Genomic DNA, 21,041 nt, shown 5'->3' with positions numbered 1-21,041 from the left:
CCTGCCCCGGATGGCAACCTGACCGCGCCCGTTCCAGATCCAAACGTTTTTTGTCATGGAACCGTTGCCGGCACCCAGATGGGGGAAAGGAGGATGGCGATGAAACGATGGGGAACGAGACTGGCAGCCTTGGCGGCCGGAACCGGCTTTCTGTTGGCCGCGGGGTGCGCGGGCACCCAGGTCAAGGAGGGCCCGGTCCCCTGCGCCTCCGGAGCGATCGAGAAGCAGATCGCCCCGGAGGCGAGCCTGGAGGACCTGGCCTGCATGATCAAGCCCTACAAGGGAACGCCGTCGCTTCACTTCCAGGTGAAGATCAAGAACGTCTCCCCGGCGCCCCACCGGTACCGGGTGAACCTGTTCCTGGACGACGGCAAGGCCGTTGGCGGACTGATTCCCCGCAAGGGGAAACCGCCGGTGCTGAAACCCGGCGAAGAGGCGAGTTTCACCTACCCGGTCAAGGGGCTCACCCGGATTCCGGGTGAACTCACGGTTCTCGTCAAAACGATAGCGGACTAACCCCGTTTCGGAGAGCAGGAGGGACTTCCATGCGCAAGCGAACCGCCTTGTTGGCACTCGTCGCTGCCGCCCTCGTGGCCGGACCGGCCGCGGCCAAGACCACGTTCATCTCCATCGGCACCGGCGGCACCGGAGGGGTGTACTACCCCTACGGCGGCGGCCTGGCCGAGATCTGGTCGAAGTACGTGCCCGGCGTCAAGGCCGTGGCCGAGGTCACGGGCGCGAGCGTCGAGAACGTGAAACTCGCCCACAAGGGCGAGACCGTGATCGGCGAGGTGATGGGCGACGTGGCCTACCAGGCCTACCACGGGGTCGGCAAGTTCAAGGGCAAACCCCAAAAGATCCTTGCAATGGCCTGCATGTACCCGAACGTGCTGCAGATCGTGACCCTCAAGGGGTCCGGAATCCAAAACGTCACCGACCTCAAAGGCAAGCGGGTGAGTATCGGCGCGCCCGGGAGCGGAACGGCGTTCATGGCGGAGCTCGTTCTGAAAACCCTGGGCGTTCCGCTCGACAGCTTCAACGTGTTTCGGCTTTCGTTCAACGAGACCGCGAACGCCCTGCGGGACGGCACCATCGACGCCGGGTTCTGGGTGGTGGCTCCGGGCACGAGCTCGATCATGGATCTCGCCACCACCCACGACATCGCGATCGTTGGGTTCACCCCGGAGCAGCAGAAAAAGGTGGAGGAGGCCTTCGACTACTACTCCGCCTGGACCCTCGAGGGCGGGGTGTACCGGGGCGTGGACCAACCCGTGCCGACCTTGAGCGTGTGGAACGTGATCATCTGCCAGAAGGACCTCCCCGAGGACCTGGTGTATCAGCTCACCAAGACCCTGTTCGAGCACACGGATTACCTGGAACAGATCCATCCGTTCGCCAAGTACACGACCCCCGAAAACGCCGTGGGCAAGTCCCCGATCCCCTTGCACCCGGGCGCGATCCGTGCCATCGAGGAAAAGGGGGTGAAGGTTCCGGCGAAACTGCGTCCCTGACACCGGACCGCCATGGCACAGATTCCGGCCCGGCCGGCGCTTCGTGCGCTGGCCGGGCTCTTTGCTGCGGGCCTGTGGGCCTGGGCCGCTGGCCCTGGCGGCGTGGAACTCACCGTCGTGCCGGTGCGGGGAGGCCCGCCTTTGTGGACGGCCCTCCTTGACCCGGGCGAACGGTTCACGATCCACTATGTGCATTCGGTGGACCGAAAGCCGATTTGGGAGGTCCACGCGGTGGACGCCGGCGGCCGGATCTTCGTGGAGGACGAGCGGTTTGTCATGATCGGCGCCGGCATGGGCGACCTGCCCGGCCGGGGCCGCTGGACCGGCGCCGGGGGGCTCCAGGTCATCGAGGGGATGCACTACCCGGTAGGCCAGTTCGTGCTCCGGGTGGGAAGCCCCGGCGTGGACCACACGATCGAATGGCGGGGCACGGCCGTGAACCTCTCGGCCCGGGCGGCGGGGGAACCCGTGCGGTTCACCACCCGGCCCGTGGACCGGCTCACCCGGTGGGTGCGGGCGATCTTCCCCCCTGCCGCCGATCCCCGACGAAAGGACGAGTGACCATGGAGGCGAACACCCCCTTTACCCGTGCCGTCGCCCGCGTCGTGACCGTGCTGGCCGTGGCCCTGAGCCTGTTTCAGCTCTACACGGCGGGGCTCACGGCACTCACGGCCCTGGTCCAGCGGTCGGTGCACCTCGGGGCGATCCTGTGCCTCGTGTTCCTGACCTACCCACCCTTCCGCCGGGTGCGAAAGGACCGATTCAACCTCTGGTGGCTGCTCGACCTCGGCCTCATCGGGCTCACGCTCTACGCGGTGCTGTACCTCGACGTGAACCTCCTCGAAATCTTCGAGCGCCAGGGCGACTGGCTGCCCCAGGACGTGTGGGTCGGGGTAATCGGGGTCCTCCTGGTGCTCGAGGCCTGCCGCCGGGTGATCGGGCCCGTGATGGCCGGGATCTGCGTGGCGGCGCTCCTCTACGCCTACTTCGGGCCCTACATGCCAGACCTCATCATCCACAAGGGCTACAGCGTGGAGCGGATGGCCACCACGCTTTGGCTCACCACCGAGGGGGTGTTCGGGATCCCCATCGGGGTGGCCGCCACCTTCGTGTTCATCTTCGTGCTGTTCGGGGCGTTCCTGGAGGTGAGCGGCGGTGGGAACTTCTTTATCGACCTCGCCTACGCCCTCACGGGGCGGTTCAGCGGCGGGCCGGCCAAGACCGCCGTGATCGCCAGCGGGTTCATGGGATCGGTGTCGGGGTCGGCCGTGGGGAACGTGGTCGCCACGGGCTCGTTCACGATCCCCATGATGAAGCGGGTCGGGTTCAAGCCCCACGTGGCCGGGGCCATCGAGGCCGCAGCCAGCACCGGCGGCCAGCTCATGCCCCCCATCATGGGCGCCGGCGCGTTCCTCATGGCCGAGTTCACGAACACGAGCTACCTGGAGATCATCAAGATCGCGTTCGTGCCCGCGGTGCTCTACTACTTCACCGTGCTCCTGTTCGTGCACTTCGAGGCGAAAAAGACCGGGCTCCACGGGCAGCCCCGGGAGAACCTGCCCCGGGCGTCCAAGGTGCTGGCAGAAAACCTCCACTTCCTGATCCCGGTCGTCGTGCTCATCGTTGCGCTGCTCGCCCACGTCTCGCCCATGAAGGCCGGGTTTCTGGCCGTGGTGAGCGTGTGGCTCGCGAGCCTCGCCCGGGCCAAGAGCCGCATGGGCCTCCGGAAGCTCCTGGAGGCCCTGGAAAAGGGCGCCCGGGGCGCCATCGTGGTGTCGGTGGCCTGCGCCGCGGCCGGCATCATCGTGGGGGTGGTGTCGCTCACCGGGATTGGGCTCAAGTTCAGCGGCCTGGTGCTCGAACTCTCCTTCGGCCACGAGATCTTGGCGATCCTCCTGATCGGTCTCGCCTCGCTGGTGCTCGGCATGGGCCTCCCGGTCACGGCGTCGTACATCGTGCTCGTGATCCTGGCCGGGCCGGCGCTGGTGGACATGGGGGTACCCCTTCTCGTCGCTCACATGATCGTCTTCTGGTACTCCCAGGACGCCAACGTGACCCCGCCGGTGAGCCTTGCGAGTTTCGCGGGGGCCGGGATCGCCGGCGCCCCGCCCATGAAGACCGCCTTCGTGTCGTGGAAGCTCGCCAAGGGGCTTTACATCATCCCCATTGTCATGGCCTACCGGCCGCTTCTCTTGAACGGCCCGGCCTTCGAGGTGGCCGCCACGATGGTCGCGACCACGGTGGGCCTCATGGCCTTCGCGGCGGCCCTGGATCGGTACTTCCTGCGCGACGCCACCTGGCTCGAAACCCTGCTCTTTGCGGCCGCGGCCCTGGGCTGCTTCTGGCCCAGCCTCTGGACCGACGCCGCCGGGTACCTCCTGTTTCTCGCGGCGCTGGGGAGCCAGATCGCCCGGGGCCGGAGGCAGCCCGCCCCCCACCCCGCCTGACCGGGCCGCTTCCCAGACCGCAGACCGTAGACCGGAGACCGACGCACCGATGGACGGCTTTCGCTTCACCCTTCCCTACCGCCCCCGGATCCAGGACATCAACTACGGCGGCCACGTGTCGTACGCGGCGGTGCTCTACTACTTCCAGGACGCCCGGATCGCCTACCTGGCGAACCTGGGGCCCTTCTCCGAGATGGACGTGGGCGATGGGTGCGCCATCATCATCCCCGAGGTCCGCGCGCGGTACCGGGCCGAGATGTTCCTGGGGGACGAACTCGAGATCGGGGTGCGGGTGACCGAACTTCGCCGCTCGGGCCTGCGGATGGAGTACCGGATCGAGCGCGCCGGAACGGTGACGGCCGAGGGCGAAACCCCGCTCGTGATCTTCCACTACCCCACCCGGCAGGTGCGCCGGGTGCCCGAGGCGTTGCGGGTGGCCGTGGCCTCGTTCGAGGGACTGGCGATTCCCGCCTAACGTTCGAAGGTCACGCACGGCCCTCTGGGGAATCCGGGATCGCCCCGGCACGAAAACCCACGAACGAGTACGCCGCGCGGGAGGGGCGATTTCGTCCGCGAGAGGGCGCCTCCCACCTGCGAAGGGGTGAGCACCTCGTCAGGGTTTCCCCTGTTGGCTTCCCTCCCGAAGGAAAAGCCAGTGCCGGTATGCCTCCAACGAGAGGATCACCAACCCTCCCACCAGCAGGGCCCAGTAGTGGTCGCGAAGGGTTCCCGCAGCCCCGTAGAAGAGAAAGAACCCTGCCAGATACCCGAGGTGCTGGAAGCCCGTTCCAGGTCGGTCGGGGTGGGCCATTCGGGTTAGACTCAGTACCATGGCAGAGAAGGCGTACAACACGAACACCGCGTCGATCCACGCCACGGGAGGCGGCGGACCGAGGGTCTCGAGCAACCCGCGCACCCGCTCGGGAACCCCGGAGCATCCGCGCCTCACCCATAGACACAGAGCGACAAAGAGGACCATGGGCCAGAACCCCCACTCCGGCCTGTCGCTCCCCACCAGCCCGGGAAGCCAGCCCCGAGGGGCTCCCCCTTGCCGCTTTGATCCCCGGCGTCCCTTCGTCATGTCCCGGCGCTCCGTCGGTCACTCCAACCGTTGAACCTATGCCCCGGCGCGGGTGGGGCGGCCCGGCGGGCCGAGGGGCCCGCCGAACCCAGACCGAATCCTCCCTACCCGCCTGGCCCCCCACCTTTCCCCCGGGGCTCCAACAAGCGCAAGGCCTCGGAGAGCACCTCCAACTCCCCGCCCGAAAGGTCGGCCCGACCCCGCAACCGGAGGACGGCCTGCGCTTGCACCGCCAATCGTTGGACCGGAGCGATCACGGTGAGGAGGAGGAGGGCGGCCACCCCCGCCGCGCACAACACCGTGACCATCACGGCAAACCCGATGAGGCGGTGCCTCAGGGTGGCGAGCTGTTCCTGGAGGGCCGCCGTGGAAAGCCCGATATCCAGGGTGCCCAACACGTTCTGGTCGGGCGGGTGGCGGTGACACGCCCCATTCCAGCAACCGGGTTCGTTGTAGATGGGAACGGTGATGGCCAGCACCGGCTCCCCCTGCCGATTCACATACTCCCGAGCCTGCTCCATCGGGCCGACCCGCTCGAGCGGCACGTCCGAGGCGTGGCACATCGCGCACCCGTCCGAGGACTTGTCCACGATGCCCCCCACCTCGGACGTCCGATTCGAGAACACAATGACCCCCTTCTTGTTGAAGATTTTGAGGTGGTCGACGGTTTGCTCCTCCCCGACGTTCGCCACGATGTTCTGAAGCGACTCCCGGTCGTCCTTGAGCATGGCGTCCTTCGCGGACCTGACGATCAACTGGGCCGTTTCGGTCGCGTGCAGAACGTACCCCTTCATCAGATCCGCCCGGATTCCAGAGTACAGCAACAGGGAGCACACCGCGACCAACCCCCCCACGGCAACCACAATGGGAATCAACGCCCGCAAGGACATCGTGCGTGCCATGAGATCACCTCGCTTTCCCGTTGCCCCGACGGGCTACGCAGCCTCCGTAGCGTCGTGGGCCGGGTGTTCCTCCCACCCGGTCCACATCGCCTCGATATGGGCAAACGGCGTGTGCCCCATCGTGGCGAGATACACGTGGACGAGCACGAAGGCAAAAAACATGCAGGCCAAAAGCCAATGGCACTCCACCAAGAATCGCAACCCACCCACCGAGGTCACCCAGGCCCGCAGGGGGGCCACATTCAGGAGCAGAAGGCCGCTCACAATGACCAGCGGCGTGAGGATGAACATGACCACGAGATAGGCACATTTTTGCAAGGGGTTAAACTTATCGCCAGGTGCCGGGCGGTGGGGGTTGGGGGCAGTGCCCCGGAAGTAATGATAAAAGTAGTACGCCGCCTGCCGCGGCAGCCCCCACAGGAGTTCCCCCTTCGTCGGCACGTACAGCCGCACCAACCGGCGGGCGACCACGGCGTAGTAGACAAACCAAATGGTGTAGGAGAGGGCCACGACCACCCCGGCGGCGTTGTGGAGTCGGACCACGGCCCGATAGTCACCGAACACGCGAACGATGTCGGGAAACCGGATCTCGGCCCCGGTAACGCACAGCACGAGGATTCCGAAGGCGTTCAGCCAGTGCCACACCCGAACGGGCGTGGGGGTCAGGTACACGCGATGCTTGGAGTTCATGATCAGCCCTCCTCCCTTTTGCGGCGGCCGCGGGTAACGAGACGAAGCGACCCGTGGGCCAGCACGAACGCGCCCCCCGCCGCAACGATAAAAAGGCCCAGCCGGGTGAGAACCGGCGATCGGGTCACCCCGGCCATGTGGAAATCCGGGCTCCCGTAAATCGCCTCGAGGATGGCACCGGGCTCGATCGGCAGCCGAACGAAGCCGTCTCTCTCGGGCAGAACCAGAGCGCTCTTCTGGGCCGCGTCCCGCCCCTTAACGTGGCAGAACGTACAGTCCCACCGATCGTCGAGGATATCGAACCGGTGACTCGCCCGTTCCGGAGTGAGCATGGCCCACAACGCCAACCCGGCCTTCCGGCACCGGCGGTTGAACTCCACAAGTTCACGGACCGAAACAACACCGTCTCCGTCCCGGTCAACGGCCTGACTCGGCCCGAGGTTTCCCGTTACCAATGCGACCTCGGGCGCCTCCACCAGCCGCTTCCATTCCCCGGGTTCCAAGGAAACCCGCCCCCTCCGGACCACATAGAAGCTGATGGTGTAAGCCCGGGACCCGGTGTGGCAGGTGATGCACGGGACTCGCACGAGGTGTAGTTCGGCCTGGGCCAACCAGGGCGAATGGGTGCCGAGCACACCGTCGAGATCGTGACACTCCCGGCAGGCGTCGTTCATCTCCATGGCCAGCGTCCCCGCAAGCGACGTCACCCGGTGCGGGTCGTGGCAATCGGTGCATGCTGCGTGATCCCGGTGCACGCTTGTCTGGTATTCCCCGTCCACGTCGGCGTGGCACTCCCCGCACTGCACCCGGCCGAGCCGGATGCCGTCGTCCGGATGGTCTTCCGTGACCCCGTCGTGACACGAAGGACAGCCCACCTCCGCATGCGCAGTCCGTTCAAAGGTTTCCACATTCACGAAAAGGCGGGGATTCCCACCCTCCACGATGGTCCGATCCCCGTGGCAGTCGACACAGTCTTCCGCCTCCCACCCGAGGCCCGCCACGGGCGCCCAGCACAGCGCCAGGGCGAAAACCCACGAAGCGGTGCGACCCCGCGATGCCAGCCGAGTTGTCATAGTCTTCTCCTTTGCTCTCGCCGAAACGCTCGGCGTTCGAACGACCGCCGAGAAAACGAGCCGCAGATTCGATCTGGTTTCTCTTTTCCCCCAATAGGGCGTGCCCCAAGGGGCGACGCCGCGTGATCCCGGAACGAGGCAGGCCGGCGGGCGCAAGATCCGTAGTCCCACCGGCCTGTTCTCTTGCTCAACGTCCGACCGTTTCCTCCTCCGTCGCCGGGTGCTTTTCCGTGAGGCTCTGGGCGACGCCCTTGGCCGCACCGATCAGCATGAGGATGGCCGGGATGAGCTGGGCCGCCACGATCACGGCGCATACCCCGAAAAACGCCCAGACCAGAAGACCGCTTCGGTCCTCGCGGACCCCGGGGGTGGCCGCCACCGCCGTTGCCACCCAAGCCACCGGAACAAGAGCCGCTGCCGCCGTCGTTCGGATCGCCCGCCACATGGTCGCCTCCTTCCGTGCGCCCTCGGCGCACCGCTGTTGAAAAACACTTCGCAGAGTCCCTTCCCCACCGACACCAAAGGCCGAAACAAGGCTCTTCAGCCGGACCTCAACAAGACAGGGTCGAGAAGCATCCCGACCTGTTCCTCGTTACCCCTTCGCCGGGTCTCCGTATCCACCGAGGCCAGCGCGCACCGTACCGCCTGCCGGATCTCCGCCCCGTCGTCGGCTTCCAACGGCTTGGCCAGCATGTAGAACACCCGCTCCTGCCGGATGCGCCGCAGCGCAGGAATTCGTGTCTCCTCGGTGGCCACGATGACCCGTAAGGGGCGTTTGCACCTCTCCAAAATTCCCAACAACTCCACGACGCTCATGCCCGCCACCCGGGATCCCACAACCACCACGGGGCCCTCTCCCCTCAGAACCGCCGCAACCGCCTCCGCCGCCGAGTCGGTCGCGAACACCGAACAGCCTTCGGACCGCAACTGTGTCACCAATCGCACCCGGGCTTCCGGGTCGCCGTCCGCCACGATTACGCCTCGCATGCGGCTCTCCTTTCCGCCCCCCGGGAACGGGGGCGCCTCACCGCGTGGGACCTGCTTCCTCGCGGGGTTCGGCGATTAACCCGCGGAGCATCACGGCCACCATCAGGACGGCCGGCAGTGCCTGGGTGAGAACGACCAGCCCGCCGAAGGCCAGAAACGCCACGGTCAACCAACTCACCCCGCCTCCCCCTGCCCCGCCCCCCGCCGCGAACGCCACCGCCCACGCGCCTTCCACCACCGTTCCAACCAGCGCCCAAAGCATCCTCTTCGTGTTCATGGCATCCCTCCTTTTCCCGGCCTTCGCCGGCCCTCGCTTTCCGACCGCGTTCGCCCCCGGAGAGTGCACGGTATGTGCCAACTCGCACAGCATCCATCCGCCGCGTCCGATATTTCCTTAATTAGCTGTTATGACTCATTATTTTATCCAACCCCCCGAATCTTTCGGACGCGGGCGCCTCCAGGCTGTACAGGTTTGGTATACACCGCCCCACCCGGCTCCGATCCGTCCGGTCCGTTTGGGAACCGAGAAAGGTTTGTGTTTCCAAGATGTTCGGATGCAACGCCTCGCCCGGACCGCGTGAATACCGAGGTTATCTCTCGGCAATTCATTCACGCGGAATTCACATGAAAACCTTGACACCCCCCTGGACGCGCGCTTTATTGGCTCAAGATTGTGCAACACAGAACAAGCTGCCGGGCTTTCCGTTGCGATTTTTTTGCTTCAAGAGGGGAGGAGGACCCATGGCGTACCGGATCCTTGTCGTCGACGACGAGCCCATTGTTCGGAGAAGCCTTCGCAAAGTGTTCAGGGGGCCGGCGTACGAGGTGGAGGTTGCCGCCTCCGGGGCCGAGGCACTGCAACGCGTGCAGGAGGTCCCCTTCGATGTGGTCCTAACCGACCTAAAGATGCCCGGGATGAGCGGTTTGGAGGTGCTTAAGGCGATTCGCATCCTCCAGCCGCGGGCCCGCGTGATTGTGATCACCGGGTACGCCACGGTGGAGACCGCGGTCGAGGCGATGAAGGAGGGAGCGCTCGATTACCTGGCCAAACCCTTCACCCCGGAAGCGATCCGGGAAAAGGTTCGGGCCGCGCTAGAGTCCCCCGAGGCGGGACCCGACACCCCAGCACCCACGCTGCCTCCCGACTCCCTCGGCCACGGCCCGATCCTGGGGCGCAGCGCCGCCATGCTGGAGGTCTATCAGAGGATTGTTCAGGTGGCCGCCGCGGACGCGACCGTTTTGATCACGGGGGAAAGCGGGACGGGCAAAGAGTTGGTGGCCCGGGCGATCCACGAGGCGAGTCACCGGGCGAAGGGTCCCTTTGTGGCGGTGGATTGCACTGCCCTCGTGGAGACACTCCTCGAAAGCGAACTTTTCGGACACGTAAAGGGCTCGTTTACCGGCGCGATCCGCACCAAGGTGGGGCTCCTTAAGGTAGCCGACGGCGGCACGCTGTTTCTGGACGAGGTGTCGAACATCAGCCTCACAGTCCAGGCAAAACTCCTCCGAGCCCTTCAGGAACGCAAGATCATCCCCATCGGCGCCACCGCCCTCGTCCCCTTCGACGTCCGACTCGTGGCCGCGACAAACCAGGACCTCAACCAACTGGTCCAGCAGGGGAAGTTCCGCGAGGACCTCTATTTTCGTCTGAACGTGATCCCCATCCGTTTGCCGCCCCTGCGCGAGCGGGAAGGAGACGTGGAACTGCTCGCCCAGATCTTCGCGGAGCGCTACGCGGCGGAGCTGGGGAAAGAAATCCAAGGGTTCTATCCGGACGCCCTTGCCGCCCTCAAGGCCTACTCCTTTCCGGGGAATGTTCGAGAACTCGAAAACCTCGTGGAGCGGGCGGTCGTGCTGTGCCCGGGAGATCGGATCCGCCGGGAAGACCTGGAATTGAACGAACCGAAAAGTGCCCCTTCGGGCGACATCGGCCCGCCCCAGTCGGTGGAAGAGTTGAAGGAGGCGAAGCGAAGGGCGAGGGAACGCGCCGTGGAGGAGGTGGAGCGCGCCTTCGTTCTCGAAGCCCTGAAGCGGAACAACTGGAACGTCAGTCAAGCTGCACGGGAAACCGGGATCCTCCGACCCAACTTCCACGCCATGATGCGGAAGCTGGGGATTTCCCTTCGAGACGCCCGCGCATCGGACGCGGCCTCGCCGGAAGCGACCGGATGACTCTGACCTCCAAGCTGACGATTGGTATCAGCGCGGCAATCGTTGTCACGACGATGCCGTTCTATTACCTCAAGGTCCGATCCATTCGGCAACTGCTCATGGAAGAAGCCGTGGCAGCCGCAGACAATGTTAGCGAAACCATCGTTCGCACAACTCACTATGACATGCTGCAAGACAATAGGGAACGCGTATACCGGTTGATTCAAGAGGCTGGAAACCACAAAGAAATCCGCACGATCCGGTTGATCGACAAAGAGGGGCGCATCATCTTTTCCACCATGGCCGACGAAATCGGCTCGTACCTGGATAAATCCGCGGCCGCTTGCGACGTATGTCACTCGTCCGAAATTCCGCTCGCCGATGCCCCCCCAATGAATCGAAGTCGGGTCTTCCAAGGGCCCGACGGCATCGAAGTGATGGGCATCACAAAGGCAATTTACAACAACCCGCAGTGCTCATCGGCCGATTGTCACGTACATCCCGACGGGCAAAGGGTTTTGGGCGTCTTAGACACGGTGGTCTCATTGGACCGGGTACGGGCGCAGACAGCGGCGTACACACAGCGCCTTATCTTAACGAGCCTTGTCATGCTTTTTGCGCTCGCGGGTTCTCTCACCTTGCTCGTCCAACGACTCGTAAGCCGCAGGGTCCGCGAGATCCTCGAACACACTCGCCGGGTCGCCAACCTCGATTTCCATCACAAAATACCAGCCGGCGCCAAGGACGAAATCGGAGACCTGGCCCGCGCGTTCAACGACATGACCGAGAAACTCAGGGTCGCAAGAGAACAGATCGAATCCTGGACGCAAGAACTGGAACGACGGGTGAAGGAACGCACCGCGGAGATTCGAAACATGCAATCCCAACTGGTGCGGGCCGAGAAACTCGCCGCGCTGGGGGAGCTCGTCGCCGGAATCGCGCACGAGATCAACAATCCCCTGACGGGGATCTTGGTTATGACCTCCCTCCTCCGGGATGAACTTCGGGACAACGACCATGTGGATCCTGGGATCCGGGAGGACCTAGAGCAGATCCTGGGCGAAACCCACCGGTGCGCGCGAATCGTCAAGGGATTGCTGGACTTCTCCAGGGAGAGCGTGCCCGAGAAGCGCCCCTGCTCCCTGCCTAAACTTCTCGACCAGACATTGCGGCTTTTTGAAGGACAGGCCATTTTTCACAACGTGCGGGTCCGACGAGCGTACGCCCCGGATCTCCCGGAGGTGATGGTAGACGCAAATCAGTTGGAGCAGGTGTTTTTCAATCTGATCCTGAACGCGGCCCAGGCGATGGAGGGCGTTGGGGACCTTTTCGTGGAGGCCGTGCGAGTAAACGATTTCGTGGAGATAGCCATACACGACACCGGTGTGGGAATCCCGGAGGAAAACCTACCGAAGATTTTTGACCCCTTCTTCACCACAAAAGAGTCCGGGGGCACCGGACTGGGACTTTCGGTTTCCTACGGGATCGTCCGAAACCACGGGGGCACCATCGATGTGGAGAGCGCCGTCGGGCACGGAACCACCTTCCGCGTGCGACTCCCCCGGCCGCCGGTCGAACAGCAAGCCGCCTAATTCCCAGGTACCCGGGAGCGAAAGGAGATCACGCGGCCAGGGGATTTGCTTCGGGCCCCGCGTGAGCGCAGTATCTATTACCCCGGCGGCTAATAGACACGGCCGGGGCCATGGGGCCTGCTGGAGCACCGGGCATGGTTCCCACAGTGGCCGGAGTCGCACTCACACACGGCCAGAAGCAGGCCCCATTCCCTGGGCGGGCCCATTTGACGGCCGGAATATGGCTGACCGTTCGTCGATGGACTCTCGATCGTCCCACGGGGAATCTCCCCCACCGCCGGGAGGACGAAGGGGGCCCCCCCTTTCCTGGCTTCTCGCGGTGGACGTAGGCCTGAGGACGGGACTCGCCTTGTTTACCGTCGACGGCCGGCTGCTGTGGGCCCGCACCAGGCACTTACCCGACCGCACGAGGCTCCGCCGGGCCGTGCGGGGGTGGCTCGACGAGTTGCCCGGCCTCGCCTGGGTGGTCCTGGAGGGCGGGGGGCCCCTCCGGGATCTCTGGGAAAAGGAGGCCCGCCGCCGGGGGCTCGGGGTGCTCGTGACCCAGGCCGACCAGTGGCGGGCCGAGATGCTCTTGCCCCGCCAGCGCCGCTCCGGCGCCGAGGCCAAGCGCCACGCCCTGGCCGCGGCCCAACGCTTCGCCCGAGAGGTCGGCGCGGCACCGCCCACGCCCCTCAAACCCGACGCCGCCGAGGCCGTGCTCCTGGGCCGGTGGGCCTGGAAACGGCTGCACGCGACTAGAACACCCGACCAACACCCCGATACCTGACCACACTCGCCCATGAGCCTATCTGAGAACTGGAACCGACTCACCGTTTCGGCCCCCGCCGAGGTGCGGGAGGCCCTCGGCGCCCTCCTCGTGGACTGGGGTGCCCCCGGGACCGCGGAGGAGGGCGAGGCCCTCGTCGCCTGGTTCCCCGCCGCGGAGCGCGGACGGGTGCAGGCGCGGATCGAGCGCTACGCCCTGGATCTGGGGGCGCCGGTGGGCTGGCGGTGGGACGACGAGCCCGAGGAGGGGTGGCGGGACCGCTGGAAGGCCTTTTACAAGCCCAGCCGGGTTTCGGCCCGGCTGGGGGTGTGCCCTTCGTGGGAAACCTGGCCGCCGGAACTCGGGGCGGTGCGGGTGATCCGGCTCGACCCGGGCCGGGCCTTCGGCACCGGCACCCACGAGACGACCCGGCTGTGCCTTCGGCTCCTGGACGAGGAACTGGCGGCGAGGCCCGGGGCCGACCTGCTGGACGTGGGCTGCGGGTCGGGGATCCTCTCGATCGGGGCCCTGTTGCTGGGGGCGCGCCGCGCCGTGGCCCTGGACATCGACCCCCTGGCCGCCGAGGCGACCCGGGAGAACGCCCGGGCGAACGCCGTGGTGGAACGGCTGCGGGTGGTGTGCGGGGATCTTCGGAGCCTCCGGGGCGCCTATCCGCTCGTGGTGGCCAACATCCTCTACCAGGTGCTCCTGGGCCTCGCCCCGGAACTCGGCCGCCGGGTGGCCCCAGGGGGCACCCTGGTGTTGTCGGGCCTTCTCACCTCCGAGGCCGCCTCCGCGGCGCGGGTGTACGGGGGACAGGGACTCGAACCCGTCCGGGAGGAAACCGAGGGGGAGTGGGCCGCCCTGGTGCTCCGGCGGCCCGGCTGAGCCCGCCCCCGCGCCCTACCCGGCCGCCGCCTCCACCGGAGGGACGACAACCGGCTCCAGGTCGGGCCACGAGGGGGCATTCTCCAGGAACACCCGGGCCACCTCGGGGTCGAACTGGGTCCCCGAGCAGCGCTCGATCTCCTCGTAGGCCACCTCGTTGGGGAGCCCCTTGCGGTATGGCCGGTCGGAGGTCATGGCGTCGAAGGTGTCGGCCACGGCCAGGATCCGGGCCCCCAGGGGGATCCCCTCGCCCGCCAGGCCGTCGGGGTAGCCCCGGCCGTCCACGCGCTCGTGGTGGTGCCGGATGATGGACAGGGTCTCCCCCATGGCCCGGATCTCCCGGACGATCTCCGTGCCCACCAACGGGTGGCGCTGGATCAGCCGGAACTCGTCCTCGTCGAGCCGGGCGGGTTTGTTCAGGACGGCGCTCGGCACCCCGATCTTCCCCACGTCGTGGAGCACCGCGGCCCGTACCACCACGTCCACCTCGTCGGGCGGGAGGCCCAGGGCCTTCGCGATCAGCCGGGTATAGTGGGTCACCCGGTCGGAATGGCCCCGGGTGTAGGGGTCCTTGGCCTCGATAGCCCCGGCCAGGGCTCGGATCGACTCGGTCACCGTGCGCCGCAGCCCGTCCAGGAGTTGGGCCTTTTCCACTGCCACGGCCACCTGGCGCCCCAGGGTCACCACGAGCCGCTCGTCGTGGGGGCCGAACCGGCGCACCGGGTCGTCTCCCCCAAAGTTCAGGACCCCCAGCGGCACCCCGTCGGCGAAGAGCGGCACGCTCAGAAACGAGCGGGGGCGGTACCGCACACCGTCGGCCGCATCGTGGAACCGGTCGTTGTCCCGGATGTCCTCGACCAGGATGGGCTTTCCCTCGGCCAGGGCGTGGCGGGCCACCCGGCTTTCCGCCAGCGGCACCTCGATGCCCCGGATCTTCTGCCGGCTCGGCCCCACGGCCTCGACCACCCGCAGCCGGTCGTCCCCCTCGAGGAGCAGCAGCGACCCGGTGGTGGCTCCCAAGAACCGGCTCATCTCCCCGAGGGCCACGTGGAGGGCCTCCTCGAGGCTCTCGGAGCCGTGAAGTTTTTCCACGATGCCGTAGAGCACCTGGAGCCGCTGCTCGTGGCTCCGGCGCCGGGCCCGGTCGCGGCGGGCCTCGGTTTCCAGGAGGGCCACCCGCCTACGGTCGGCCTCCTCCTGGACCCACCGGGCCGCCAGGTGCTCGGCCAGGGAGCGCCGGAGCGCCGGCGGGGCGGGAAGGGGCAAGGTCAGGCAGTGGTCGGGCCGGGCCCAGGCCCCCAGATCGTCGAGGCCCGGGAGGTCCTCGGCCGGACCCTCTAGCACCAGGAAAAGGTCCGGCGCGGCGCGAAACAGGTCGGCCACCTCCTCCCGGCCCCACCGGCCCAGGCCCCAGGCGGCAAAACACACGGCATAGGGGTCGTCGGCCGCCCGGGCCGCCTCGACCCGCTCGATCACGAGCAGGGGATCCGGTTCCACCTCCACCCGGTACGCCCCCGCCGGGAACCCACCGAGCCCCGCCTCCGCCGTCGACCACAGGATCTTCCCCACGCGTCCCGCCTCCATGCGCCGTCCTCCCCCTCCCCCGCTCCTCGCCGATCTCGTCCCGGTTCGGCACGGGACCCCGGGAACTTTAGGCCCGGTTGCACTTCTCGGAATCCGACGTATGTTTCCCGCCCTGTATCCTTTCGGCCGAGCCTGCATCCAACCGGGCGCACAACCCAAACCGGCACGTCGACTTCGTTGGAGGAGGAGCTTCCATGGGCCGCAAGATCACCCAGTTCGCCGTGAACCACCCGAAATGGGTCGTGTTCCTCTCGGTCCTCGTGACCGCCATCGCCCTGGTGCGGGTCCACACGATCCGCGTGGACACCGACCCCGAGAACATGCTGAGCGAGCAGGAATGGGTTCGGGTGTTCCACAACCAGATGAAGCGCGAGTTCGCCCTGTCGGACATGATCGTGCTGGGGGTAGTGAACGAAGAGGACCCCGACGGGGTGTTCAACCCCGAGACCCTGGGCAAGGTCTACCGGATCACCGAGGGCATCAAGCGGATCGACGGGGTGGTCACCTCCGACCTCATGGCCCCGAGCACGGTGGACGACATCCTGCAGGCCGGGTTGGGGTCGGTGCGGTTCAAATACCTCATGGAGCGGCCCCCGAAGGACCGGGACGAGGCGCTCCACATCCGGGACCGGGCCATGGCGAACCCGCTCCTCTACGGCACCCTGGTGAGCGAGGACGGCAAGGCGCTCGCGATCTACGTGCCCATCGAGAAGAAGAGCATCGCCCACCGGGTGAGCCAGGAGATCCAAGCGCTTATCGCGGCCGAGCCGCCGGGGCCGGAGCGGTACCACTTCACGGGCCTGCCGGTGGCCGAGGACACCTTCGGGGTGGAGATGTTCAAGCAGATGGCCATCTCCGCGCCGCTCGCCGGCCTGATTGTGTTCCTTCTGATGCTCTTTTTCTTCCGGAAGCTCGTGCTCGTGGTCTCGCCCATGGTGGTCGCCATGCTGACGGTGATCTTCACCATGGGGGCTCTGATCAGCACCGGCCACACCGTGCACATCATGAGCTCCATGATCCCGATCTTCTTGATGCCGATCTCGGTCGTGGACTCGGTGCACATCCTCTCGGTGTTTTTCGACCGGTACCAACTCTACAAGGACCGCAAGCAAACCCTTTACGTGGTGATGGGCGAACTCTTCATGCCCATGCTCTACACGAGCCTCACCACCGCGGCCGGGTTCGCGAGCCTCGCGCTCACGCCGATCCCGCCGGTGCAGGTGTTCGGGCTGTTCGTGGCCCTCGGGGTGGGCATGGCGTGGGTCCTGACGGTGACCCTCGTTCCGGCGTACATCCTGCTCTTCATCCCGGAGCGAAAACTCGAAAACTTCGGGGCCACGGCCCACGGGGAGGAGGACGAGGGCCACTCGCCGCTGGCTCGATTGCTGGTATGGGGCGGCCGGATCACCCGGGAACGGGCGAAGCTATGGCTCGGCCTCACCGGTGTGATCCTCGCCATCTCGGCCTACGGGATCAGCCGGATCCAGATCAACGACAACCCGGTCAAATGGTTTACGAAAAGCCATCCCATCCGGGTGGCCGATGAGGTGTTGAACCGCCACTTCGGCGGCACCTACGAAGCCTACCTGATCCTGGAACCCCCGGCCACGGCCGAGAGCCTGAAGGCCTCCCTGGCGCCGGTGCACCGGTTCCTGGCCGAGGAAACCGAGGCGGCCGAAAGCGAGGCCGTCCGCGAGACCGTGATGAAGCTCCGCCGGAAACTCGCGGAACTGGAGGCCGAGGAGGCCAAGGCCGAGCGCCCGAACCCCGTGGGGGTGGTGGAAGCCCTGGCCGATGAACTCAACCGACTTTACGACGAGGTCCCGGAAGACCAGGTCGAGGTTCTGGACGCCCTGGACGTGCTCGCCGAGGGACTCGAGGACCAGCGCACGGCGCTCCACACCTTCAAGAATCCCGAGGTGCTCCGGTGGGTGGAGGGGCTTCAGAAGCACCTCGCCACGCACCACATTGTGGGCAAGACGAACGGGCTCACCGACATCGTGAAGAAGGTCCACATGGAGCTGTTCGAGGGCAAACCCGAGGCGCTTCGGATTCCCGATACGCCGGCGGCCGTGGCCCAGACGATCCTCTCGTACCAGGGCAGCCACGACCCGGAGGACATCTGGCACTTTGTGACCCCCGACTTCCGGAAGACGAACCTCTGGTTCCAGCTCAAGAGCGGCGACAACAAGGACATGGAGGCCGTGGTCCGGGAGGTGGAGCGGTACTTCGAGAAGAATCCGCCGCCCGTGGCACTCCAGCACGCCTGGGCCGGGCTCACCTATCTCAACGTGGTGTGGCAGGAGAAGATGGTGAAGGGCATGCTCTCGAGCCTCCTGGGGAGCTTCGCCATCGTGTTCGTGATGATGGTGTTCCTGTTCCGGTCGGTGCTGTGGGGGCTCCTGTCGATGATCCCGCTCTCGGTCACGATCGCGTTCATCTACGGGCTCATCGGGCTCGTGGGCAAGGACTACGACATGCCGGTGGCCGTGCTCTCCAGCCTCACCTTGGGCATGAGCGTCGACTTCGCCATCCACTACATCGAGCGGGCCCGGGAACTGTTCCGGGAGACGGGCTCCTGGGCCGAGACGGCGACCCTCATGTCCATGGCCCCGGCCCGGGCCATCACCCGGAACGCCATCGTGATCGCCGTGGGGTTCCTGCCGCTCCTGCTGGCGCCGCTCGTGCCATATAAGACCGTGGGCTTCTTCCTGGCCACCATCATGGCCGTGTCGGGCGTGGCTACCCTCGTGATCCTGCCCGCCATGATCCAGGTGCTCCGGGGCCCCTTGTTCCGGAAGGAGCGCCGGGAGCTCGGGCAGAAGGCCGCGGCCTGAGAACGACCGAAGACCGTTGACCGTTGACCGACGACCGAACTGACAGGAGGTTCGCCATGAAGCGCCTTTGGATCGCCGCCGCATTGACCCTCTTGGTTGCCCCCCTTGCCGGGGCCCTCACCGTGGACGAGATCGTGCACAAGGCCAACCTGGCCAGCTACTACGCCGGGGACGACGGCATGGCCCGGGCCGAGATGGTGATCTACGACAAGGAGGGCCGCACCCGGGAGCGGGAGTTCACAATCCTCCGGAAGGACAAGGAGGACGGGGGCGAGCAGTTCTACTACGTCTACTTTCACCGCCCGGGCGACGTGCGAAAGACCGTGTTCATGGTCCACAAGCACATCGACCGGGACGACGACCGGTGGCTCTACCTGCCGGCCCTCGATCTCGTGAAGCGGATCGCGGCCTCGGACAAGCGAACGAGCTTCGTGGGCTCCCACTTCTTCTACGAGGACGTCTCCGGCCGCAATCCCGCCGAGGACACCCATACCCTCAAGGAGGAGACCGAAAAGTACTACGTGCTCGACAATGTGCCGAAGGATCCCTCCAACGTGGAGTTCGCCCATTACCTGGTGTGGATCGACAAGACCACGTTCCTGCCGATGAAGGCGGAGTACTACGACGGCCAGGGCAAGGTGTACCGCCGCATGGAGGTGCTGGAGGTCAAGGAGATCCAGGGGATCCCCACGGTGACCAAGGCCAAGATGAGCGACCTCCAGACCGGGGGCTACACCGAGTTGACCTTCAAGGACATCGAGTACAACAAGGGCATCTCGGAGGAGGTGTTCTCCGAGCGGTACCTCCGAAAGCCCCCCCGGGAGTACATCCGGAGGTAGCGCTGCGAGGAGGTTGGGAAGCCGGGAGGGCGGGGCGACAGCCGCCCTGCCCCCCCCGACCCACGACCCACGACCCACGACGAACGACCTACGACCTACGACCCACGGCCGACCACAGGAGTTCTTCCATGCACGGACACAAACGGGTGTGGACCGCGTTTCTGGCCCTTGTGGCGGCGGCGCCGGCCGCGGCCCAGGACCTGCCGTTTCACGGATTCGTGGAGGCGGCCGCCGCCAGCCGCGTGGTAAACGACGAGACCACGGACGACGACATCCTTCTAGAGGAAGCCCGGTTCCAGGTGGACCTCATCCACGAGGTGGACGCGGCCACCATGGAGTTCCGGGCGGACTTCCTCCACGACGGGGTCGAGGGCGGAAGCCAGATCGACGTGCGCGAGGCCAACATCGTTCTCACCCCGCTCGACAGCCTCGACCTCAAGATCGGCCGCCAGGTGCTCACATGGGGTACCGGGGATCTGATCTTCCTCAACGACCTCTTCCCCAAGGACTGGCAGAGCTTCTTCATCGGGCGGGACGACGAGTACCTCAAGAAGCCCTCGGACGCCCTGCGGGCCTCGTGGTACGGCGACCTTTGGAACCTGGACCTCGCCTGGATGCCCGTGTTCGAGCCCGACGGGTTCATCTCGGGGGAGCGTATCAGTTACTGGAACCCCATGGCCGGCCGGCGGTTCGGCCCGGACGACCCGGAGATCGATCCCGACGAGCCCGACCGGAGCCTGGGGAAGGGATCGTTCGCGGCCCGGCTTTACGGCACCTTGGCCGGGTGGGAGACCGCGCTCTACGGCTACCGGGGACACTGGGGCCAGCCCAAGGGGTTCGACATGGGCGCGAACCGGGCCTACTTCCCCCAGCTCGAGGCCTGGGGCGCGAGCGCCCGGGGGGCCCTTTTGGGCGGCATCGCCTCCACCGAGTTCGCCTGGTACCGGAGCCTCGACGACCTGGACGGCGACGATCCCACGGTGCCCAACTCCCAACTGCGCTGGCTCGCGAGCTTCTCCCACGAGATCGCCCGGGACCAGACGCTGGGGCTTCAGGCCTACCTGGAGCGGGCAATGGACTACCCCGACGTGGGGTTCACCGACCAGAACCGCTGGTGGCTCACGGCCCGGTACACGGGGCTCTTTCTGCAGCAGAACCTGACGCTGTCGCTTTTTGCCTTCTACTCGCCCACCGAGGACGACGCCTACCTGCGGCCCAAGGCGAGCTACAAGGTCTCGGACGAGGTCCTGGTGACGGTAGGCGGGAACGTCTTCCTGGGCGCCCACGACGACACGTTCTTCGGGCAGTTCGAGGACAACACCAACGTCTACGCGCGGGTGCGGTACAGTTTCTAGGGCTGGGAGGCTGGAAAGCTAGGAAGCTGGGAGGCTGGGCGGCTATTTGCCCGGTGGCAAACGCCCTCCGAAGAGGGGGCCTGCTGGCGCGCCGGGCGTGGCCACGACAGTGGCCGGATGCCGCACTCACGCACGGCCGGGAACAAGCCCCATGCCCTGGCAACTTCCTTGTGCGCCTCTATTGGCGCCGGGTTGACAGGAATCGACCGCGGCGGGCCCCCCGGGGGGGCCCGCGGCGGCCCGGGCGCCCGGCGGGGTTTACCCATTCACCCTCCGCGTTCCCCTAACCGCGCACCGCCCCCCAACCCCCGGTGGCGGGGCCGCTTAGGGGGGGGGGCCCCACCCAACCGCCGGAA

At 66.4% G+C, this 21,041-nt stretch carries 20 protein-coding genes; 12 read left to right on the top strand and 8 right to left on the bottom strand.

The window, feature by feature from the left end; translation table 11 throughout:
• Positions 1 to 99: 99 nt before the first annotated feature.
• The 5 genes from ACYQ8L_RS13670 to ACYQ8L_RS13650 are packed head-to-tail and all read left to right on the top strand — an operon-like array spanning position 100 to position 4,433.
• Complete coding sequence (locus ACYQ8L_RS13670) at positions 100 to 516, top strand: hypothetical protein (protein ID WP_459942366.1); 417 nt, start codon at positions 100 to 102, stop codon at positions 514 to 516.
• A gap of 29 nt (positions 517 to 545) precedes the next feature.
• Entirely contained in the window at positions 546 to 1,511 is a 966-nt protein-coding gene (locus ACYQ8L_RS13665; RefSeq protein ID WP_459942365.1) for a TAXI family TRAP transporter solute-binding subunit, read from the top strand.
• 12 nt (positions 1,512 to 1,523) lie between these two features.
• Entirely contained in the window at positions 1,524 to 2,072 is a 549-nt protein-coding gene (locus ACYQ8L_RS13660; RefSeq protein ID WP_459942364.1) for a DUF1850 domain-containing protein, read from the top strand.
• Between the two features lie 2 nt (positions 2,073 to 2,074).
• On the top strand, positions 2,075 to 3,958 hold the full coding sequence (locus ACYQ8L_RS13655) for a TRAP transporter permease (RefSeq protein ID WP_459942363.1): 1,884 nt from the start codon (positions 2,075 to 2,077) through the stop codon (positions 3,956 to 3,958).
• Between the two features lie 49 nt (positions 3,959 to 4,007).
• A complete protein-coding gene (locus ACYQ8L_RS13650; RefSeq protein ID WP_459942362.1) occupies positions 4,008 to 4,433 on the top strand; it encodes an acyl-CoA thioesterase in 426 nt (141 codons plus the stop codon).
• A 138-nt stretch (positions 4,434 to 4,571) separates the two neighbouring features.
• Here ACYQ8L_RS13650 and ACYQ8L_RS13645 read toward each other — a convergent pair whose 3' ends face one another.
• The 7 genes from ACYQ8L_RS13645 to ACYQ8L_RS13615 all read right to left on the bottom strand — a co-directional run bounded on the left by ACYQ8L_RS13645 (position 4,572) and on the right by ACYQ8L_RS13615 (position 8,968).
• On the bottom strand, positions 4,572 to 5,039 hold the full coding sequence (locus ACYQ8L_RS13645) for a hypothetical protein (protein ID WP_459942361.1): 468 nt from the start codon (positions 5,037 to 5,039) through the stop codon (positions 4,572 to 4,574).
• Positions 5,040 to 5,143: 104 nt separating this feature from the next.
• Positions 5,144 to 5,941 (bottom strand): HAMP domain-containing protein, encoded by a 798-nt coding sequence (locus tag ACYQ8L_RS13640; RefSeq protein WP_459942360.1) that lies wholly within the window; start codon positions 5,939 to 5,941, stop codon positions 5,144 to 5,146.
• Positions 5,942 to 5,974: 33 nt separating this feature from the next.
• Positions 5,975 to 6,631 (bottom strand): cytochrome b/b6 domain-containing protein, encoded by a 657-nt coding sequence (locus ACYQ8L_RS13635; RefSeq protein ID WP_459942359.1) that lies wholly within the window; start codon positions 6,629 to 6,631, stop codon positions 5,975 to 5,977.
• A gap of 2 nt (positions 6,632 to 6,633) precedes the next feature.
• Positions 6,634 to 7,704 (bottom strand): cytochrome c3 family protein, encoded by a 1,071-nt coding sequence (locus tag ACYQ8L_RS13630; RefSeq protein WP_459942358.1) that lies wholly within the window; start codon positions 7,702 to 7,704, stop codon positions 6,634 to 6,636.
• Between the two features lie 187 nt (positions 7,705 to 7,891).
• The gene (locus tag ACYQ8L_RS13625; protein WP_459942357.1) at positions 7,892 to 8,149 is read right to left on the bottom strand and encodes a hypothetical protein; all 258 of its coding nucleotides are present in this window, start codon (positions 8,147 to 8,149) and stop codon (positions 7,892 to 7,894) included.
• Between the two features lie 95 nt (positions 8,150 to 8,244).
• Positions 8,245 to 8,691 carry a response regulator gene (locus ACYQ8L_RS13620; RefSeq protein ID WP_459942356.1) on the bottom strand — a complete coding sequence of 149 codons (447 nt, stop codon included), beginning with the start codon at positions 8,689 to 8,691 and terminating at the stop codon, positions 8,245 to 8,247.
• Between the two features lie 37 nt (positions 8,692 to 8,728).
• Positions 8,729 to 8,968 (bottom strand): hypothetical protein, encoded by a 240-nt coding sequence (locus tag ACYQ8L_RS13615; RefSeq protein WP_459942355.1) that lies wholly within the window; start codon positions 8,966 to 8,968, stop codon positions 8,729 to 8,731.
• Between the two features lie 464 nt (positions 8,969 to 9,432).
• Here ACYQ8L_RS13615 and ACYQ8L_RS13610 point away from each other — a divergent pair, with 464 nt between their 5' ends.
• The 4 genes from ACYQ8L_RS13610 (at position 9,433) to prmA (ending at position 14,070) form a co-directional block, all read left to right on the top strand.
• A complete protein-coding gene (locus ACYQ8L_RS13610) occupies positions 9,433 to 10,863 on the top strand; it encodes a sigma-54-dependent transcriptional regulator (protein WP_459942354.1) in 1,431 nt (476 codons plus the stop codon).
• The gene (locus ACYQ8L_RS13605) at positions 10,860 to 12,434 is read left to right on the top strand and encodes a sensor histidine kinase (protein ID WP_459942353.1); all 1,575 of its coding nucleotides are present in this window, start codon (positions 10,860 to 10,862) and stop codon (positions 12,432 to 12,434) included. The genes ACYQ8L_RS13610 and ACYQ8L_RS13605 overlap by 4 nt, the downstream gene beginning before the upstream one ends.
• A 349-nt stretch (positions 12,435 to 12,783) precedes the next feature.
• Positions 12,784 to 13,203 (top strand): hypothetical protein, encoded by a 420-nt coding sequence (locus tag ACYQ8L_RS13600; protein ID WP_459942352.1) that lies wholly within the window; start codon positions 12,784 to 12,786, stop codon positions 13,201 to 13,203.
• A 12-nt stretch (positions 13,204 to 13,215) separates the two neighbouring features.
• Entirely contained in the window at positions 13,216 to 14,070 is an 855-nt protein-coding gene (prmA, locus tag ACYQ8L_RS13595) for a 50S ribosomal protein L11 methyltransferase (protein ID WP_459942351.1), read from the top strand.
• A gap of 15 nt (positions 14,071 to 14,085) precedes the next feature.
• Here prmA and ACYQ8L_RS13590 read toward each other — a convergent pair whose 3' ends face one another.
• Positions 14,086 to 15,654, bottom strand: a complete 1,569-nt coding sequence (locus ACYQ8L_RS13590) for an HD-GYP domain-containing protein (protein ID WP_459942350.1) — start codon at positions 15,652 to 15,654, stop codon at positions 14,086 to 14,088.
• Positions 15,655 to 15,848: 194 nt separating this feature from the next.
• Between ACYQ8L_RS13590 and ACYQ8L_RS13585 the strand changes: the two genes are divergently transcribed.
• From ACYQ8L_RS13585 to ACYQ8L_RS13575, 3 genes are all read left to right on the top strand, one after another.
• Positions 15,849 to 18,491, top strand: a complete 2,643-nt coding sequence (locus tag ACYQ8L_RS13585) for an efflux RND transporter permease subunit (RefSeq protein ID WP_459942349.1) — start codon at positions 15,849 to 15,851, stop codon at positions 18,489 to 18,491.
• 56 nt (positions 18,492 to 18,547) lie between these two features.
• A complete protein-coding gene (locus ACYQ8L_RS13580; protein ID WP_459942348.1) occupies positions 18,548 to 19,330 on the top strand; it encodes an outer membrane lipoprotein-sorting protein in 783 nt (260 codons plus the stop codon).
• Positions 19,331 to 19,458: 128 nt separating this feature from the next.
• Positions 19,459 to 20,685: a hypothetical protein gene (locus ACYQ8L_RS13575; RefSeq protein WP_459942347.1), complete on the top strand. Its 1,227-nt coding sequence runs from the start codon at positions 19,459 to 19,461 to the stop codon at positions 20,683 to 20,685.
• Positions 20,686 to 21,041: the final 356 nt, after the last annotated feature.

The organism is Deferrisoma palaeochoriense (assembly GCF_054656955.1).
Note: the sequence above shows the minus strand (reverse complement) of the source record. Positions and strands in the feature narration are given on the sequence as shown.

Coding starts and splice junctions, on each gene's coding strand:
- ACYQ8L_RS13580 (WP_459942348.1), top strand. CDS start 18,548: ATGAAGCGCCTTTGGATCGCCGCCGCATTGACCCTCTTGGTTGCCCCC.
- ACYQ8L_RS13670 (WP_459942366.1), top strand. CDS start 100: ATGAAACGATGGGGAACGAGACTGGCAGCCTTGGCGGCCGGAACCGGC.
- ACYQ8L_RS13645 (WP_459942361.1), bottom strand. CDS start 5,039: ATGACGAAGGGACGCCGGGGATCAAAGCGGCAAGGGGGAGCCCCTCGG.
- ACYQ8L_RS13650 (WP_459942362.1), top strand. CDS start 4,008: ATGGACGGCTTTCGCTTCACCCTTCCCTACCGCCCCCGGATCCAGGAC.
- prmA (WP_459942351.1), top strand. CDS start 13,216: ATGAGCCTATCTGAGAACTGGAACCGACTCACCGTTTCGGCCCCCGCC.
- ACYQ8L_RS13610 (WP_459942354.1), top strand. CDS start 9,433: ATGGCGTACCGGATCCTTGTCGTCGACGACGAGCCCATTGTTCGGAGA.
- ACYQ8L_RS13590 (WP_459942350.1), bottom strand. CDS start 15,654: ATGGAGGCGGGACGCGTGGGGAAGATCCTGTGGTCGACGGCGGAGGCG.
- ACYQ8L_RS13615 (WP_459942355.1), bottom strand. CDS start 8,968: ATGAACACGAAGAGGATGCTTTGGGCGCTGGTTGGAACGGTGGTGGAA.
- ACYQ8L_RS13655 (WP_459942363.1), top strand. CDS start 2,075: ATGGAGGCGAACACCCCCTTTACCCGTGCCGTCGCCCGCGTCGTGACC.
- ACYQ8L_RS13640 (WP_459942360.1), bottom strand. CDS start 5,941: ATGGCACGCACGATGTCCTTGCGGGCGTTGATTCCCATTGTGGTTGCC.
- ACYQ8L_RS13575 (WP_459942347.1), top strand. CDS start 19,459: ATGCACGGACACAAACGGGTGTGGACCGCGTTTCTGGCCCTTGTGGCG.
- ACYQ8L_RS13605 (WP_459942353.1), top strand. CDS start 10,860: ATGACTCTGACCTCCAAGCTGACGATTGGTATCAGCGCGGCAATCGTT.
- ACYQ8L_RS13635 (WP_459942359.1), bottom strand. CDS start 6,631: ATGAACTCCAAGCATCGCGTGTACCTGACCCCCACGCCCGTTCGGGTG.
- ACYQ8L_RS13585 (WP_459942349.1), top strand. CDS start 15,849: ATGGGCCGCAAGATCACCCAGTTCGCCGTGAACCACCCGAAATGGGTC.
- ACYQ8L_RS13665 (WP_459942365.1), top strand. CDS start 546: ATGCGCAAGCGAACCGCCTTGTTGGCACTCGTCGCTGCCGCCCTCGTG.
- ACYQ8L_RS13625 (WP_459942357.1), bottom strand. CDS start 8,149: ATGTGGCGGGCGATCCGAACGACGGCGGCAGCGGCTCTTGTTCCGGTG.
- ACYQ8L_RS13630 (WP_459942358.1), bottom strand. CDS start 7,704: ATGACAACTCGGCTGGCATCGCGGGGTCGCACCGCTTCGTGGGTTTTC.
- ACYQ8L_RS13620 (WP_459942356.1), bottom strand. CDS start 8,691: ATGCGAGGCGTAATCGTGGCGGACGGCGACCCGGAAGCCCGGGTGCGA.
- ACYQ8L_RS13660 (WP_459942364.1), top strand. CDS start 1,524: ATGGCACAGATTCCGGCCCGGCCGGCGCTTCGTGCGCTGGCCGGGCTC.